This window comes from Halobacillus andaensis (genome assembly GCF_014636475.1).
GTDB classification, from domain to species: Bacteria; Bacillota; Bacilli; order Bacillales; family Halobacillaceae; genus Halobacillus_A; species Halobacillus_A andaensis.
Genome location: NZ_BMEL01000003.1, coordinates 520,826 through 538,247, shown reverse-complemented (window position 1 = coordinate 538,247; position 17,422 = coordinate 520,826). Strand labels below are relative to the sequence as shown.

The 17,422-nt window shown below is 41.7% G+C and carries 14 protein-coding genes; 7 read left to right on the top strand and 7 right to left on the bottom strand.

From position 1 onward, the window contains the following. The first annotated feature begins 77 nt into the window (after positions 1–77). The 5 genes from IEV27_RS13880 (at position 78) to IEV27_RS13860 (ending at position 4,492) form a co-directional block, all read left to right on the top strand. Positions 78–995: an aldo/keto reductase gene (locus IEV27_RS13880; RefSeq protein WP_188378088.1), complete on the top strand. Its 918-nt coding sequence runs from the start codon at positions 78–80 to the stop codon at positions 993–995. 635 nt (positions 996–1,630) lie between these two features. Beyond that, complete coding sequence (locus IEV27_RS20130) at positions 1,631–1,936, top strand: TIGR04104 family putative zinc finger protein (RefSeq protein WP_188378087.1); 306 nt, start codon at positions 1,631–1,633, stop codon at positions 1,934–1,936. 66 nt (positions 1,937–2,002) lie between these two features. After that, the gene (locus IEV27_RS13870; protein ID WP_188378086.1) at positions 2,003–2,764 is read left to right on the top strand and encodes a fumarylacetoacetate hydrolase family protein; all 762 of its coding nucleotides are present in this window, start codon (positions 2,003–2,005) and stop codon (positions 2,762–2,764) included. Positions 2,765–2,882: 118 nt separating this feature from the next. Then, entirely contained in the window at positions 2,883–3,689 is an 807-nt protein-coding gene (locus IEV27_RS13865) for a nuclease-related domain-containing protein (protein ID WP_188378085.1), read from the top strand. A gap of 149 nt (positions 3,690–3,838) precedes the next feature. Beyond that, positions 3,839–4,492 carry a lysozyme family protein gene (locus IEV27_RS13860; protein ID WP_188378084.1) on the top strand — a complete coding sequence of 218 codons (654 nt, stop codon included), beginning with the start codon at positions 3,839–3,841 and terminating at the stop codon, positions 4,490–4,492. Positions 4,493–4,544: 52 nt separating this feature from the next. Here IEV27_RS13860 and IEV27_RS13855 read toward each other — a convergent pair whose 3' ends face one another. The 7 genes from IEV27_RS13855 to IEV27_RS13825 all read right to left on the bottom strand — a co-directional run bounded on the left by IEV27_RS13855 (position 4,545) and on the right by IEV27_RS13825 (position 14,367). Then, entirely contained in the window at positions 4,545–5,384 is an 840-nt protein-coding gene (locus IEV27_RS13855) for a glycerophosphodiester phosphodiesterase (protein WP_188378083.1), read from the bottom strand. 186 nt (positions 5,385–5,570) lie between these two features. Then, a complete protein-coding gene (levB, locus tag IEV27_RS13850; RefSeq protein WP_188378268.1) occupies positions 5,571–7,142 on the bottom strand; it encodes a 2,6-beta-fructan 6-levanbiohydrolase in 1,572 nt (523 codons plus the stop codon). A gap of 71 nt (positions 7,143–7,213) precedes the next feature. Further along, the gene (gene sacB / locus IEV27_RS13845) at positions 7,214–8,686 is read right to left on the bottom strand and encodes a levansucrase (RefSeq protein WP_188378082.1); all 1,473 of its coding nucleotides are present in this window, start codon (positions 8,684–8,686) and stop codon (positions 7,214–7,216) included. Between the two features lie 190 nt (positions 8,687–8,876). After that, positions 8,877–10,151 (bottom strand): ABC transporter substrate-binding protein, encoded by a 1,275-nt coding sequence (locus IEV27_RS13840; protein WP_188378081.1) that lies wholly within the window; start codon positions 10,149–10,151, stop codon positions 8,877–8,879. Positions 10,152–10,175: 24 nt separating this feature from the next. Beyond that, on the bottom strand, positions 10,176–11,348 hold the full coding sequence (locus IEV27_RS13835; protein WP_188378080.1) for a response regulator transcription factor: 1,173 nt from the start codon (positions 11,346–11,348) through the stop codon (positions 10,176–10,178). A 45-nt stretch (positions 11,349–11,393) separates the two neighbouring features. Next, positions 11,394–13,154 carry a cache domain-containing sensor histidine kinase gene (locus IEV27_RS13830; protein WP_188378079.1) on the bottom strand — a complete coding sequence of 587 codons (1,761 nt, stop codon included), beginning with the start codon at positions 13,152–13,154 and terminating at the stop codon, positions 11,394–11,396. Between the two features lie 442 nt (positions 13,155–13,596). After that, the gene (locus IEV27_RS13825; RefSeq protein ID WP_188378078.1) at positions 13,597–14,367 is read right to left on the bottom strand and encodes a DeoR/GlpR family DNA-binding transcription regulator; all 771 of its coding nucleotides are present in this window, start codon (positions 14,365–14,367) and stop codon (positions 13,597–13,599) included. A gap of 464 nt (positions 14,368–14,831) precedes the next feature. On the opposite strand from IEV27_RS13825, the gene IEV27_RS13820 reads away from it, so the two are divergent. Together IEV27_RS13820 and IEV27_RS13815 are read left to right on the top strand one after the other, a co-directional pair. Further along, positions 14,832–15,803, top strand: coding sequence for a substrate-binding domain-containing protein (locus tag IEV27_RS13820; RefSeq protein WP_188378077.1), 972 nt, complete (start codon positions 14,832–14,834; stop codon positions 15,801–15,803). 64 nt (positions 15,804–15,867) lie between these two features. Further along, on the top strand, positions 15,868–17,421 hold the full coding sequence (locus tag IEV27_RS13815) for a sugar ABC transporter ATP-binding protein (protein ID WP_188378076.1): 1,554 nt from the start codon (positions 15,868–15,870) through the stop codon (positions 17,419–17,421). The last annotated feature ends 1 nt before the right edge of the window (position 17,422 follow it).

Below are 17,422 nucleotides of genomic sequence, written 5' to 3'. Positions count from 1 at the left end.
TATTGCAGAAGCATGCCCCGTTACTCTTTTAATTATAAGTGTTACGATAAAAGGAACAGAAGAAAGAGGTGTTTATATTGAATAAAATCAAATTAGGCCGCAGTGATTTAGAAGTGGGAGAAATTTCCTTAGGCTGCATGCGCATTAATGGGCTTAATCAAAAGGATGCCGCTCATGTCATTGAGAATGCGATGGAACTCGGCGTTGACTTATTTGACCATGCCGATATTTATGGTAAAGGAAAGTCAGAGGAAGTGTTTGCTGACGCCATCAATATGAATGATGACGTTCGTGAAAAAATGAAGCTGCAAACGAAATGCGGGATTCGTGATGGATATTTTGATTTTTCAAAAGAACATATCCTCGAATCCGTTGAAGGCAGTCTGCGCCGTTTGAAAACAGATTATATCGACAGTTACCTGCTTCACCGCCCTGATGTCTTAATGGAGCCGGAAGAAGTAGCGGAAGCTTTCACTACGTTAAAAGAAAGTGGGAAAGTGCGATATTTTGGTGTGAGTAATCAGAATCCGATGCAGATGGAACTTTTGAAAAAGTATTTAAAAGACGACTTAATTGTTAATCAGCTGCAGTTGAGTGTTGTACATACGCCGATGATCGACTCCGGCTTTAACGTCAACATGATGAATGATCCAGCCGTTGTCCGCGACAGCAATGTACTTGAATATTGCCGTTTGAACGACATTACGATTCAAGCCTGGTCGCCGTTCCAGCACGGGATGATCGAAGGACCGTTTATCGGCAACGATGCCTTTCCTGACGTAAATGCCAAGCTGCAGGAGCTTGCGGAGAAGAAAGATGTTACGGATACAGCTATTGCTACAGCGTGGATATTACGCCACCCGGCCAATATTCAGCCCGTCGTTGGAACAATGAACCCGCAGCGTCTTAAAGACATTGCCGAGGCTTCACACATTGAGCTGACGCGTCAAGAATGGTATGAACTTTACCGCGCAGCAGGAAATGAGCTGCCTTAATAAAGATGACTTTCGTTTTAGGAGGTCACTGAAAAAGTCCTTTCTAATCTATAGGAACTGCCAAAGGTTGTTGTTGAATCCACGAATCGCTTGTCGGTGGATGCTTACCGCGGGCACGGCCTCAGCTAACTTGGTCAAGAAGACCACTTGACCAAGTGGATCTTCGGCTCGCGCTGTTCCCGCGACGCACCGGACGTGCTAGTGTCGATGTTGGCCACAGGACGTGGCCGGTTTTAATCGACCAGGCGTCACCACCGATCGCTCATCATGGAATCAACAGAGTCCTATTTAAAAAGGTTAATTATTTTTTCTTGTACAAGGAGGACTCTACTTTCAAAACAGCGAGAACTTCAACTCGGGTTTCTAAGCAAGATCATTCAAGGTTCGATGGCGTTTTTCCAGTTAATATGAAACGAATCGTTAAACTCATGAAAGAATACAGGGCTTAGAATCTCTTAAAATTAAACAAAACGGTCTGTATGGACATAAAACTCATACAGACCGTTTTTTAAAGCTCATTCCTTTGAACCGTCAGTTTTTCATCGGCCTCCGTTTTAGAAAGTTATTTTTTTGAGGTTCTATTTGGTTTTGTTTTCCTTCTTAATGTCAATTACATAAAGAAGGAGTGGAGGATTATGCCAACGTGCAATAAATGTGGAGCGAAATGGAGTTATCGAAAGACATTAATAAAAATGATGTTTACTTTTGGTACTGTGAAGAAATGCCCATATTGCAATAAACGACAGCATATTAATGCAGCGACTAGAAAAAGAACAGGGAAGGTAAGCTCGTTTGTTGTGATACCTTTACTGTCTCTTCCTGCATTTCTCAATTTATCGCTAAAAATAATTATCATTGGCTCGCTCATAATCTCTCTGCTGTTTTTTATGCTTCTACCCTTTATTATAGAACTCTCTAACCAAGAAGAATCCGATTGGTAATTTTAAAAAAGAGGAATTCAAATCGGTGGTATCGAAATAGTGAGGGAGAGAAGGAGGAGATCACCTATGAAATACATTCGTTTTCGTAAGGACGATGAAATTTATTATGGAGTTGTCAAAGGAAATTCGATCACCCAGCTGGATGGTGATTACATAACAGGCGAAACACGCCCGCTTTCTACTGAATTTGCTTTAGATGAAGTCGAAGTGCTCACACCTGTCGAACCAGGACAGGTGCTCTGCATTGGTTTAAATTATGAGGCACACGCAGAAGAGACGGGTAAGCCGATCCCTGAGGAGCCGATGATGTTTATGGCATCTCCTAGCGCAGTTGTTGCACATGATACGGAGATCGTGCTGCCAAACCTTGAGCATCGTATCGATTATGAGGCAGAGCTTGTTATCGTGATTGGAAAAGAAGCGAAGGACGTGAAGAGAGAAGAAGCGTTATCTTATATCTTTGGTTATACGGTTGGGAACGACGTCTCAAATCGTCACTTACAGAAAAAGGACGGACAATATACACGTGCGAAATCGTTTAGCACCTTTAAACCGTTAGGACCCGTGATTGAGACCGAGCTTGAGCCGAACCGGGCGCCTATTAAACTGACGCTTAACGGAGAAGTGAAGCAGGAGTCCAATACGAACGATTTAATTCACGACATTGAGCAGCTTATTGTAAAAATTACAGAAGTAATGACACTACAGCCGGGTGATGTCATTTACACGGGAACGCCGTCGGGTGTAGGGCCGTTGTCGCCTGGTGATGTAGTGGAAGCTGAAGTCGGAGGTATTGGCGTACTGCGGAATCAGGTGAGAGAGAAATAAGTTATATGAAATAGAGGTTCCCTGCTAGGGAGCCTTTTTTATTTAAAACTCCTTCTTTCATAATTTTATAAATCAACCGATGGTAAATGTATAAGATTATTGTTAGCAGGGGGATATTATGAATTTTTTAGAGAAACTGTTTGGAAAGAAATCGAAAGAGAAAGTGTCTGTCGAAAAAAATACTAAAAAGGAAAGGGCAAAACCTAAGGTTGCTCCTGAAAGGATAGGAGAATTAGGAGAATATAAGATCAACATCCAACTAGACCAGTTTCCACCGAACTATAAGCATTTAAATGATCTTATGTTAGAAAATATGAAAACACACTCAGGGTTTTCTCAAATTGACCATGTCTTACTTACTCCGTATGGCATTTTTGTAATTGAAACAAAGAATTATGCTGGTGAAATTAAAGGAGGAGCACAAGATAAACAATGGAAAGTAAACAAAAAGTTTAATATGATGAATCCCTTTCATCAGAATTACGGACACATGGAAGCTATTAAATCGTGTCTAAATAGTGATAACCCATACTCTTTTGTTTCAATGATTTCTTTTACCCAGAGAGCTGTCTTCAGTATTAGTCCAGAATTAAGGAAAATGACATCCGATGAGTTATGTGTGTATGATACAGAGCTTACTGAATTTATTAAACGGAAAATTCAAGTTATTAAACTTCAAAGCACTGCACCTATTTATAAGGAAGATGAAATTGAATCGATCTATAAGTCATTAACTAATGCGAATGTAACCGATCCTGCTATACGGGAAGGGCATAAGCAGGCTTTACTATCAGCGTCTGCTAAAGAGGACAAGTGTTCAATATGTAATAAACCAGTCTCACGAAAAGTGAAAAAATTTTGTATGTCTAACAAAAAATTTCAAGGGAAAATTTATTGTTTTGACCACCAGAAAAATATTAGTTAAGAGCTTTAACCTGGGACCCACTACCACGTGGGTTCTTTTTTTATGAGAAAACGATAAAAGGAAGCGTTCAAAGTGGTGTGTCGATTCTTGTTTTGGTAGTCTATAAGTAACGGAAACTGCGAATCTACAAACTAGAAAGGAGGGGGAACATGCCAAAGAAATATAAAAAGATGAAACGTAAGAAGAAGTCTCTCTTTAAGCTGGTTCTCCCTCCCTTGCTCGTATTCGGCTCTATTTTCGGGCTGATGTATATTGTGTCGTTCATAAGCGGCGTCACGGGAGATGGAATGACGACCAGCTTCTCCAATGTTCGTGGAGAACTATCACCGCAAGTTTTACAATATGAAGAAGAAGTAACGAAGTATGCGGAAGAAGAAGGGATAGAAGAGCACGTAGATCTGATTCTTGCTTTAATGATGCAGGAATCGGGCGGGAGAGGAAATGATCCGATGCAAGCATCTGAATCCCTTTGTGGGTCTGTCGGCTGTATTGATGATCCTGAGAAGTCTATTGATCAAGGAGTCTCCTATTTTGCCCAAACATTAGAGCGTGCCGATCATGACGTAAAGCTGGCTTTGCAGTCTTACAATTTCGGCGGCGGTTTTATAGATTTCGTGAATAATAATGGAGGAGAATATACGCAGGAACTAGCCATCGATTTTTCAGCGAAGAAGTACGAAGAGTTGAAGCATACGGGAAAGTACAGCTGTGTGCGGGAGGAAGCCTCTCAATATGATGCCTGTTACGGCGATATCTATTATGTCGACGCAGTATTAGGCTATTATGACTCGGTAAAAGGATAATCTAGCAAAAACGAACCCACAACCTAAATGGCCGCGGGTTCGTTTTTATGTTTTATTGACGCGGTTCGACGTAATCAGGATAGTCTGTAATAATACCATCGGCGCCAATTTCTAATAAAAATTGAGCAGATTCACGGTCTCTTACGGTCCAAGGGTGTGTCTCCATGTCAAAGTCATGGATGCGACTAACCAGTTCTGCGTCCATCATATTTTTACTAGGGTTCACGTACTCCGCATAGGAAGCGAATTCTGTTAACTGTTGATCAGAAATCCCATTGGAGCTGTAGCTTAATAGGACGCCGACTGGAACATCTGGAAGAATAGAATGAAAGGTCTGAACGGAATCGTGATCAAAAGATTGAACGATTATTTTATCGTTGTTTGGTTTGTCCAGGTTGCGCTTCTCAAGTTCCTCAGCTATTTTTTCTTCGATCCCAGGGTAGAGGGAAGGGGATTTGACTTCGATCAGAATGCCAGTCTTTCCTCGGTATTCATCTAACACATCCCCAAGTGTAGGGATTCTTTCTCCATGAAACTCTTCACTGAAAAAGCTGCCGGCATCAAGCTTCTGCAGTTCGTCGTATGTAAGGTCACCTACTTTTCCTGTGCCGTCCGTTGTTCGGTCTACCGTCGTATCGTGAATCACCACTAACTCTCCATCTTTACTCATTTGCACATCGAGCTCGAACATATCGGCTTTCATGTCGACGGCTTTTTCAAATGCGGCCATCGTATTTTCTGGTGCATAGCCCGAAGCTCCTCGGTGCGCGATATTCAATACCTGATTCGCATCGTTTATGTTGCTTTCATTGGCAAGAACCTTCTCTTCTGATCCTGCAAATGCCATCATAAACACTCCCAACGTTAGTAAAATAGTGGTCAACTGTTTCATTTTCGTCTCTCCCTTCCGTATTTTCATTTTCTACTATAAGGGAGGAACATTATGGAAGTTTTAATAAGGTGTTTATATTTTATTGAGAAATATTACAAATTAAGGAACTTTCAGCCCACGAAACTTAATATTTTTTATGATAAAAAAACCCTATTGAAATTCGACTTCATTAGGGCTTTCATGAGCTTATTTATGGATAGAATCATAGTGTTTGATTTTTATATTTTTAAAAGTAGCTTCGCCTCCTTCAGAAAAAAGAGTGATTCCTTCGTCTTCGAGTGGAGGAAAGGCTTGATTGGAGTGGGCTACTTTGCCATCATCAATAAACACTTCTACACTCGTTTTATCGACTAATACCTTTAAATGAACTTCTTTTTGATTTTCATCAAAAGGCGCATGGCTTTCTATCAGTTCATGCTCCTCATCAGGCTGGGCTGTTGAGCTGCGATTGACGTAGGAGTACTGATTTTCTGGTGAAATACCGACGTCAATGTGACGTGATTGATCTTCTGACTCACGAAGTCTTAAACCTGTGTTCTGCAGGTCCTCCCAAGAGATATCTGCCTCGAGCTGATAAGCTGCTCCTGTTGCTTCAAGCCTTTCTGATCCATCGACTTCTATCCTTTCAAATGAATCGACAGAGCTTGTTAATCGATCTAGTTCTTCTTTAGGCTGAGACGTCAGGTAATACTTTTCGTTCTCACTTTTCTTAAGTTCAATTTGACGTACAATGGAATCTAATCCGTTAAATCCTTCTGCCATCGTTGGCGTCTCGTCTGCGTACTTCCAGTTGTTCATCCATGCTAATGCATAACGGTGATTAAGCTGATCCTCGCTTTCCCCATCTTCAAAAGTTACACCGCCATACCAGTCAAACCCGTAATCGAGCCATTCGGGTTCTTCATGGTCGGGTAAGAATTCGTCTCCGTTGAAATCGCCGACCCAGTAAGCGTACGTATTCGGCTTATCGATGGCTTTGCCATTCGCACTTACGCCGAGGACCCACTTCACAGATCCATCATCCGCCCGCATCATATAGAGATCCGGACATTCAATTAAGCCGATATCATCGGTTTGAAATCCTCCGGTATAACTCCAATCTTTTAAGTTATCCGATTCATAGAAGCCGACCTTCGTTTCTTCTGCCATAAGCATCACCCATTTTTTACTTTGGTCATCCCAAATAATTTTAGGATCTCTAAAGGCTTCGATTCCAGGGTTCTCTAAAACAGGTTCGTCACTATAAGAAGTGAAGTTTTGTCCGTCATCGGTACTGTACCATAGGTATTGCTCCTGATCGCCATCAGCGGAAGGCTGGGTGACGACAGCCACTACGGCATCTTTGCCAAAACCGGCCGTGTTGTCCGTATCGACGACGACAGATCCGGACCATGGATCGCCATTTTCATTGGTGTATTTAGGGATGGCCACGCCTTCGTCTTCCCAGTGAACTAAATCCTCAGAAGTTGCGTGTCTCCATTCCGTACCATTGCCATCCGGGTAGTCTCCGTTGTAAAGGTAATAGTAATGATACTCCCCGTTAAAATAAATCGGACGCTGAGGATCGTTTTTCCAATGATCGGGTGAAGTGAAATGATAGTTGGCGCGATAAGAATGATCAACAAATTCAGGTTCTTCCGGCTCTTCCTCTTCATCAGCGGGAGTGAGAAGCAGCACAACAGCCCCTGCTATTAGAAAAAGACCTAGGAGTGAGAATACTGCCCAAATTCTGGGGGCCTGGGTAAAAGCTTTTTTCATTGTGTTATTCACCGCTTTCGTTGCTGTACTAAAAAGAAAATGCCAATGAATCATTGGCATTTTCCCTTTTTTTATTCGTCTACTGTAATTTGACCTTGTTCTAGAATGCTATCTTCTACAACTGAAGATTTCTTGCCATTAAGGTCTAACTTAAAGCTTGGAGAGAACGTTGATTTTTCATCTTCAAAATATCCTCTGTTTGTCATGTAGCTTGTTATAACTACTTCGTCAGTATTCTCTTGAGGGATCGCATAGTGTGCGTAGTTCCACGTTACATCATATGGATCCAGGTCCTGGTGAAGGACAATTCCTGTTTTGTTCATTGGCTTAAATTCGCCGTCTAATGAATTCGCTACATAACCAAGCATGTAGATGTCTTCATCATCAATGCCGTCAATTGTCATCTTAGATCCGCGGGCACTTGTGAATAAGTACCACTTGCCGTCTTTTTTGAAAATGTTCGGGCGTTCAATTTCATCCGTTACAGTGTTAGAAGCAATTAGAGGCTCTTTTACTTCTTTTAATGTGTAATCATCGTTAATCTCGATGATCCCGATGGCACCGTTCGCAAGCTCAGCAAAGTCTCTTTGCGGGCTTTCCAAAATCTTGTCTTTTTCGTCCTGGAAGTATTTATTGCTGTCACTGTAATACGCACGGTTGTACAGAGACTCTTCTCCAGAATAGCCGAATTCTGTTCCAGTATTCGCTTCAAACACGAGGTACTTACTGCCATCTTCCTCAATGTAATGAGGGTCTCTAAACGTGTGGTTCTCATTCCAATCAATGTCGCCATTACCGAAGGCTTGCTGTACGTTTTGATAAACGGATCCGTCTCCGCCTTCAAAAATGGACTTATGGTCTTCTACGCCGTCTACATTTAGTGTGCCAGCTTCTGGCTCAGATACATTTACTTGAGCTGTTGTGAGTGTCTGTTTACCGTAAAGCTCTTTATCTACGTTAAATTCTGTGCGATTCGTATAGAATAAGCGAACTTCGCCGTCAGAAGTAAAGGTAGCTGAACCAGACCATTCTTCTGATTGATCTTTTAAGTATTCATCGTCTGCTAAGTATTTATCTTCGTCGTCAAATACACGGCCTGCGTTCTTCCAATCATCAATGGCTTTGTCGTCTGCATCTTTATAGAACATGTAAATGAAGGTGTCGTTAGGGTTATCAGGGTCACCGGCTAATCCGAATAAGATGTGATAACCGTTGTATTCTGCTACAGTTCCGTCTGCGTTCTGAAGCGGCCATGTGTCCCAAACGTCCATCACGATTTCGTTACCGTTCTCATCTGTTTTTGTAGCTGAAGGGATATTATCAATCGTTGATGCATCGAATTCAGGTACAGTAAAGTCTGAATCACCGTGCTGATTAATCATATCGGATACATCGGAGCGTGTGATATGAGAGATGCCATAGTCTTCATTGTGATCCTTGGTATCCTTTGGTGCCGCTTGTGCTAATAGTCCGTCACCTCCTGCTAAAATTGCTGTGCTGAGCGTGACTAATGTTGCTTGTTTGGCCAGCCTTTTAAAATTCATATGCTTCCTCCTCTTGTTTTTTGGTGAAGTCTTTTTCGTCAGCCCCACCGTTGTACAATTAAAAGTATAGGGGAGGGGAGGCTGCTCTGGATATGGAGGATATTGATTGGAATTTCGTCTTGAATTGATATCTAGGAGATTCGTTATGCTTGAGGGAAAAGGGAGAGAGAAAAAAGTCCCGGGAAACGACTCACTGAGCCTCCTCCCAGGACTTTTGATATTCCTGCAGCAATTGATCACGGGTAATCTGATTTTTAATATAGAGCTGTGTAGCGGAACCGAATTCTTCTCTTACGCCGACAGGAAAATCAAACCAGTTCGAAGACATCGTCTGCCCTTCTTCATAATACTGCATGGTTTGCTCGGCAAGCGGGCCTGAATCATCCGACTCGATATGCTTAAAGGCTGGAATAAACTTTAAGCGTTCCGTCATGTACCTCTTTCCTTCTTCAGAAGAAACCATCCAGTTTAGAAATTTCTTTGCTTCTTTTTTCTTTTCGTCGGTCGTTTGTTTGTTGACGACCCAATAGCTCGGTGTGTTAACGACTAAGGCTTCTTTATCAGGATCGTCATTTATAGGAATCGGGAGAATACCTATGCTCATATTCGGGGAGCGCTGATCAATCATCGGCTGTATCCAGTTCCCTTGTAGAATCATCGCAGCTTCTCCCGCCGCAAATGTATTTACTTCCATACTGTAATCCGTGGAAAGCGGCTCATCACTTCCATACTCTAACGTGACATCGATCAATTGGAGGAGTTCCTTAAACTTTGGGTTGTTAGAAATCGTGTCTGTTCCTTCATTTAAGCCTTTTATAAAAGCCGCAGGATCTTCTTGCTGGGCGAAAGCGATATTCATGAAGTGGTCACCCAATTTCCATTCTTCATAATATCCTGTGGCAAACGGGGTAATCCCTGCTTGCTGCAATTTTTCTGAAACGGCTTTTAATTCATTCAGCGTAGAAGGCAAGGAATCAATGCCGGCTTCCTTAAACAATTCTTTGTTATAGATGAATCCGTATCCTTCTAAATTCATCGGCATGCCATAGATGCTGTCATCGAATGTCATAGGAGTCAATGTCTCTTCATAAGCATCGTCTACCCATGGTTGATCAGAAAGGTCTTCTAAATACTCACTCCATACTCTGGCGCTTTCATACCCGGGATTGGTGAAGATGTCAGGTCCATTGCCAGCGGCCATTTGGGCTTTAAGGTCGGAGAAATCATCCATTGCACCACCGACCGTATGGACCTCTATATTTATATTTGGATGTTCCTTTTCATAAGCCTGAACCATTTGCTCAAACGGCGAGGCAATTTCTACTTTCGGATTTCGTACGTTTAATGTAATTTCCTTATCGTCCATTGTGGTTTCTTCTGTCTCTGTTTCTGTCTTTTTCTGGCATGCGGAAAGGGATAGGCTCAGTGCTCCGATTAAACATATAGTTACGATCTCTTTTTTCATTCCGTCACCTGTCCTTTGCGCAAGTTATCTGCTGACGATCTGCCTCTGTTTCCCGTTTCGATATTCAAAAGGGGTTACGCCTACTACCTTTTTAAACAGTTTGGAAAGATACTTCTCATCCTGATAGCCAAGCATTAAAGAGATGGAATAGATGGTTTCTTCTGTTTCTTTTAACCAAATTTTCGCCTGGTCAATTCTTAGCTTCGTCATATATTTAGACAGGGGCAAACCTGTTTCTTGTTTGAACTTCCTTGAAATATGTTCGCGACTGAAGAAGAACAAGTTCGATAGCTTTTCTAAACTCAATTCTTCCATGTAATACTCATCCACGTATGCTACAATGTCCTTCATGCGACGGGCCGCATCCAGTTCATCCAGCCGATGAATCGAACGGTAGTTGTGGTTGTCGAGGTCTGATTGCAGCGACTGAAACGAACTAGCAATATTAGTTAAAGATGTTAGCGGCTCCCCGCTTACGAGACGAACAGGGAGATCAAATTGCTGACCCATCCATTCTTCCACTGTTAACCATTCGTCCTGTATGGTAATGACGAGACAAAGGTTTCGATCATTCTGAAGGGAAAACGCATTGCCTAGTTTTTGATTCACAAGCTTGTCCGCCAGTAATTCTATATAAGGCTCAGCATGATGCATGTGGTAAAAAGAAAGTAATGTCATTTCGTATTGGTCGGCTGCCGGGAGGTAGGGGAGAATGTCGTTTGTTTCATAAGGTTCTCCCATACAAGCGGCTTTCATTAATTGATTCACCCGCAGCTTTTTAACATCTTTGTCAATCGAATGATCAGAAGGGAAGGATTGTTGATCATTTTTCCAGCTTTCCACAGCTTCAGCTAACGTCTTATTAAAGGGAGCCGGTTCAAGCGGCTTCAATAGATAATCAAAACTGCTGCACTTAATCGCTTGGCGCATAAATGAATAGTCATTATACCCTGTGATGAATATAACTTTGCCGGGATAGGAAATGGAATCTAACCACTCAATGATTTCTATTCCGCTCATCCCCGGCATTTTAATATCCGTAAAAATGAGTTCCGGCTTTTCTTTTTCTATAATTGTTTGTGCCTCCTGCCCGTTACTTGCTTCAAAGAGTTCTGTAATGCCGTGCTTATCCCATTGTCCCACGTAGCGTACGACGTCGCGTACATTCATTTCGTCATCAACAATTAGAGCCTTCAAAAATGATTCCTCCTTACTAGTGAACAAATGTCTATTTTAGGGCGGCTAATGAGCACGACCGGATTTTAAAGGAATGGATATCTTAACGAGAAAGCCTTGTCCATGATTCGTATCCACTTCTAATCCGGCACTTTGACCATAGTTAAGAACGAGCCGGTCGTGTATATTTTTCAAACCAATATGCTGAGCGGAATAAGCACCTTCATAAGGGGCGGTATACATGTTGTTTCTTAATGATTGAAGCTCCTCATCCGTTAAACTAGCCCCGTCATTTTCTACGGAGAGGTGTAAGGATTCACTTTTTAATTCACCGCGAATGTTTAAATGAGCCTCATAAAATCCTTCTTCATAACTATGTTTAAAGAAGTTCTCAACGAGCGGCTGAAGAATCATGCTGGGTATGGTCATGTTAAGAATCGTCTCGTTTAGGTTTATGGAATAGTTCACGTTATTGCGAAAACGCTCTTTTTGAAGCATGAGGTAGGATTCTATATAGTTCACTTCATCCCCTACGAGCACCCACTCGTTCGCCTGCATAGAGTAACGCATCATTTTCGATAAGGACGTTACAAGCTGATAGACGTTAGGAGCCTTAGATCTAAGGGCAACAGCACCAATCGATTGCAAGGCATTGAATAAGAAATGAGGATTCACCTGAGATTTTAAGGCTCGGAATTGGTTTTCCTTATTCTCAATTTCCAATTTATATTCACGGTCAATGTGTAGATTGATCCGATCCATCATATCTTTCATATGTTTTTCTAAATAACCAATTTCGTCTTGTCGGCTGTCTTCAAAGGGAACATCCACGTCTCCACCTTCTATAGTGCTTACTTTTTGGGAGAGCCGTTTGATCGGGTGTGTAATTTTGTAAGCAATCATACTGATCATTACCACCCCTAATATCCCTACACCTATCCCGACCAATATGCTGGTATAGGCGGTTTCCCGTACTTCTTGAAATAAGATTTCACTTGGTGTGATCTTCACTAATTTCCATTGGTGGAGAGGGCCGGATAACGTTTTCGATAAGATAATATCATCGCCTGTGCTGTCTTTTGCTGTTTTCATCTGTTGTTGTAAATCAGACGGTACGGACTTCCCAATCAATGCTTGATCGTTTGCATAAATCACATCTTCATTTTCGTCGACGAGTAACACGGTTTCTTCGTTTTCCTGAATCAGGTTGTTCGTTATTTGACCATAGGCCTCCAATTCAATATCCGTGGTAAGAATTCCAAGGAAATCATTGGTAAGCACATCCACTATTTTGTGATGGAATGTCATGACCATCGTGTTGTCTGATTGGGGAACGATCGCTGCGTTATTGTAATTTTCAATGGGATGTGGAGGTTCTATCATGTATTTTGCGTTTGAGTGATACAGTTGCTTTATTGAACCCTGCTGTAGAAAATCTGGTTTTGATTTCCGGGCACTCACCATCCCATTATAAACAGCGAATGATTCTTTACCCTGATCCATATAAAGCCGCACTTGTCTAATTTCATTTCGCATCAGGTAGTAATTCTCTAAGCTGTTTTCTAAGTAAGCTGAATCATCTGCTTCATTGTTAATAATTCGAAATAGATCGGGGTCGCGGTACAAGATATAGGGGAGATTAATTATCTCATCGAAGTATTGTTCAAGTTCTACTGAGCTCTCTTGTATTTGCTCCCGGCTATTTTCAAGTTCATGCTGCTCTACACTATTTTTTGTATAGATGTAAATTAAAAACACCGATAAAAAATAGGGCAGGATGATGAATATAAGCAGCATAAACAATAAACGGCTTTGGATGCTTTTCATTTCAAGGCGTCCCTTTCACTAGAGGACCAATTGGTCAGTCTACATTATAATTCTCTAAACTATAACAAATAGATTAGCACCGTCAATCATACCTGAGCAGGCGGCCTATAGTTGTATTAAACGAAGAGATTCCTATAATGGCACGATTAGCAAACGCTCACACAAAAAAAGTAAACGCTTTACATAATTTAGAAAATGAAGCGAATTGACTATGAAAATAAAACAGATGTCTGGGAAGAAAAAGTTCGTGAACAGGCATTGATGACAGCTGTTTGTCAGAACATGAAGAAGATAGCTCTTCATCTAGCTATGATCAGCTGGAGGGAGGGGGATATTTTTCGATTTCGCTCCCTGCGTGGGAAGAATAAAAAAAGGACCCCGTTTTTGGGATTCCCTTTTTTAGTATGTGGGAGCTGAGGACGAATACATTCGGTCAGTAGTATTAAATGTTCACTATATGTACGTTCACATCATAACGGTTCATGTCTTCACCAAAATGAGCCGGCACTTGATCGTCTACAATACAAAAGTCGATTTCTGATAGGTCAGCCACTTTAGCGAAGTTTACTTTCCCAATTTTACTGTGGTCGGTCATGAGGATGGTGTGCCTGGAGTTCGTAATCATCATTCGTTTAATGCGTGCTTCGGTAAGATTAGGGGTAGTAATGATCCCTTCTTTGAGGTCCAGGCCATTGGTACCGATAAATGCCTTATCAATGCGAATCATATTAAGAGATTGTTCAGCAAAAGGTCCGACCAAGGCTGACGTCTCCCTGCGTAAATTTCCTCCTAACAGCATCACATCTAAACCTGGAATATCTGCTAACTCCTGCATGATAATAATAGAGTTTGTCACGATCGAGAGGTTGGAGAAAGATTTTAGTTCTTTGACAAGTTCATACGTGGTGGTGCCTGAATCTAAAAGAATGGCATCTCCTGGATTAATGAACTCGACGGCTTTTTTAGCAATGGCTTGCTTTTCTGCAATATAATCTTTTTTTCTATCTCCTATCGATGCTTCAAAACTTACAGGCTGTAAGAGAATCGCACCGCCGTGTGTTCTTTTTATACTATCAGTTTCCTCGAGCTCTTTAAGATCCCTTCGGATCGTAGAGTCTGAAACATTAAATTGCTGGCTTAAGTCATGGACGGAGGCCCGTGACATATGACGCAAATATTCAAGAATTTGCGCTTTTCGTTCTTCCATAAACATGAATAGCCGTTCCCCTTTCGTAAACGTTTTCTTTCTCTCATTATAGACCAATCTCGAAATCAAAAGAAAATAAATGATTAAACAAGGAAGGCTCTGAGCGTTTTCATTCATGCAGAGTTGTTTGTCTGTGACTAAAAGTAATCATAAGTAATCATAATTGCTAGGTTTGATAAGGGGGAACAATTATGAATATAACCTAAATTTATTGATTTTTAAGTGCTTTTAACCGTTTTTGTAATTTTTTGAAAACTTATTGACAATTTTTGTATACGCATATATGATCATTAATAAGCAAAAACAATCATAAACAATCTTGAAACTTTTTACGCATAAGAGAAAAGATCTCCTTTTAAAGCAGCTTACATCGATATGCGTAATGGGGGCGGAAAGGAGGAAAACATCACTCATTTATGTAAGCGCATTCAATGATTGCTGGAATTTAATAATGGAGGGGAGATTAAAAGATGAAAATGAAGATGAGCGTAATTGTGATGGGGATCTTTCTGCTTTTTATGGCTGCGTGCAGTAATAATGAAACTTCTGGGGAACAAAATGAAAGCGCTGACAATGGGAGCTCTGAACAAAAGGACCTTAAAATCGGCTTAACGCTAAATAATTTGGCGAATCCATTTTTTGTGTCAATGAGTGAAGCTGCGGAAGAATATGCGGATGAGTTGGGAGCTGAAATCGTCGTTCAGGCGGCAGATGCTGATTTGGCAAAGCAAACCTCTCAAATAGAGGATTTTATAACACAAGGTGTAGATCTTATTCTTCTAAATGCTGTTGATTCTGAAGGGATCGCAGGTGCCGTAGCACAAGCAGACGCCGCGGGAATTCCTGTTGTTTCAGTTGACGTTGGTGCTGACGGAGGGATTGAGGGAACCGTCACATCGGATAACTATCAGGCGGGAGTGCTGGCAGCTGAATATATGATTGAGGATCTAGGAGGACAAGGGAATGTTGTCGTCATCGACGGCCCTCCTGTTACAGCTGTGAAAGACCGGATTGCCGGGTTTGAAGATACAATTGAAGGTACCGATATTGAAGTTATTGCTAAGCAAAATGGAGAGGGAAATCGTGAAAAAGGGCTGCAGGTGATGGAAAGTATTTTACAAGCGAATGAGCCGGGAACGATTGATGCTGTTTTTGCTAATAACGACCCTGTGGCCATTGGTGCAGAGATTGCCCAGCAGCAAGCGGATCGTCAGGATGAATTTTATATTGTCGGTGTCGATGGATCTCCAGATGTTATCGAAGCGATGAGTAAAGAAGGCAGCTCGATTGCGGGAACATCTGCCCAGCATCCAGACGAAATGGTCAAAAAAGCCATGGACGTTGGTATTCAAGTGTTAGACGGTGAATCTGTAGAAGAAGTAATCAAAATCCCAGTAGATTTAGTGACTCAAGACAACTTAGATTCTTATGAAGGCTGGTAAAAAACGTTCGGTCCTTGTGATAGCAAGGGCCGTCATTTCAATCTAAGTAAGGAGTGAAAAATCTATGGTTACGCAGGAAAAAGTAAAGCCGAAAACGGATATCATTCCCCCCATCTTAAGAATGGAAGGGATCAATAAAACTTTCTCAGGCACAACGGTATTAAAAAACGTCAATATCGATCTTTATCCTGGTGAAGTTCACGCTTTAATGGGGGAAAATGGGGCCGGGAAATCGACGTTAATGAAAATTTTGTCTGGTGTCTACGTTCCTGATCAAGAAAGTGGCGCCATCACATATAAACAACAGCAAGTTACATGGAAAGACCCGTTAACTGCTAGAAAGATGGGGGTTGGAGTGATTCACCAGGAACTAAACCTCTCACCCAATCTCACGATTAGTGAAAATATTCTAATGGGGACGAAATACCCTCGAAACAAATTCGGGATGGTGCGCTGGGAGGAAGTACATAAACGGGCTAAGGAAGTTTTAACTTCCATGGGCTCAGACCTGCAGCCAGAAACCTTTGTCTCCACGTTAAGTGTAGCCCAGCAGCAGATGGTGGAAATAGCAAGAGCCCTCTCGTACAAAGCAGAAGTCCTTATTATGGATGAACCGACAGCCTCTTTAACGGATAAAGAAATTGACAGCCTATTTCAAATTATCAAGGACTTAAGAAAACAAGGCGTGGCAATCGTCTATATTTCCCACCGAATGGAAGAAATCTTTAAGATCTCGGACCGCTATACGGTACTGCGCGATGGAGAATGGATTCAAAGTGGACCTATCGATGAAACAAACCCTGATCATTTAGTCAGTTTAATGGTTGGCCGTGATTTAAAAGATCTGTTTCAACGGTTTAAAAGTAATTATATAAAAGAAGAGGGGAGAGACCAGCCTGCCTTAGAGGTGAAGAAATTAAGTGATGCGACTTTCGTAAAGGATCTGTCATTTCAAATCTATCCTGGTGAGATTGTAGGGTTTGCGGGTCTGGTCGGCGCAGGACGTACGGAGCTTGTCCGTTCGATCTTCGGTGTGTCAGACATACAGCAAGGTGAAGTGTGGGTGGAAGGAAAGAAAGTTCAAATCAAATCTCCGATCGATGCGATTAAGCATGGAATTGCCCTCGTGCCGGAAAGCCGTAAAGAACAAGGGTTATTCCTTGATATGTCCGTAAAAGAGAATATTTTGCTGGCTGAATTAAAGAAGTATAAAAAGTACATGAAGATTAAATGGAACTCCTTAAATCGTACAGCTGATGAATATATTAAACGCTTGAATATCAAAACCGCATCACCCGATCAGCCGATCTCTGGCTTAAGTGGTGGGAATCAGCAAAAAGCGGTCATTGCCAGGTGGCTCTCCACGAACCCGAAAGTCCTGCTGCTCGATGAACCCACACGAGGCGTTGATATTGGAGCTAAAACAGAAATTCATAAAATCATCTCTGAACTTGCAGATGAAGGGCTTGCGGTTTTAATGATCTCCTCTGAACTACCTGAAGTGATCGGGGTAAGTGACCGAATTTTTGTCATGCATGAAGGACGGATCACCGGACAGCTTCACAAACAGGAAGCCACTCAAGAACGAATTATGTATTATGCAACGGGAGGGAACTAAA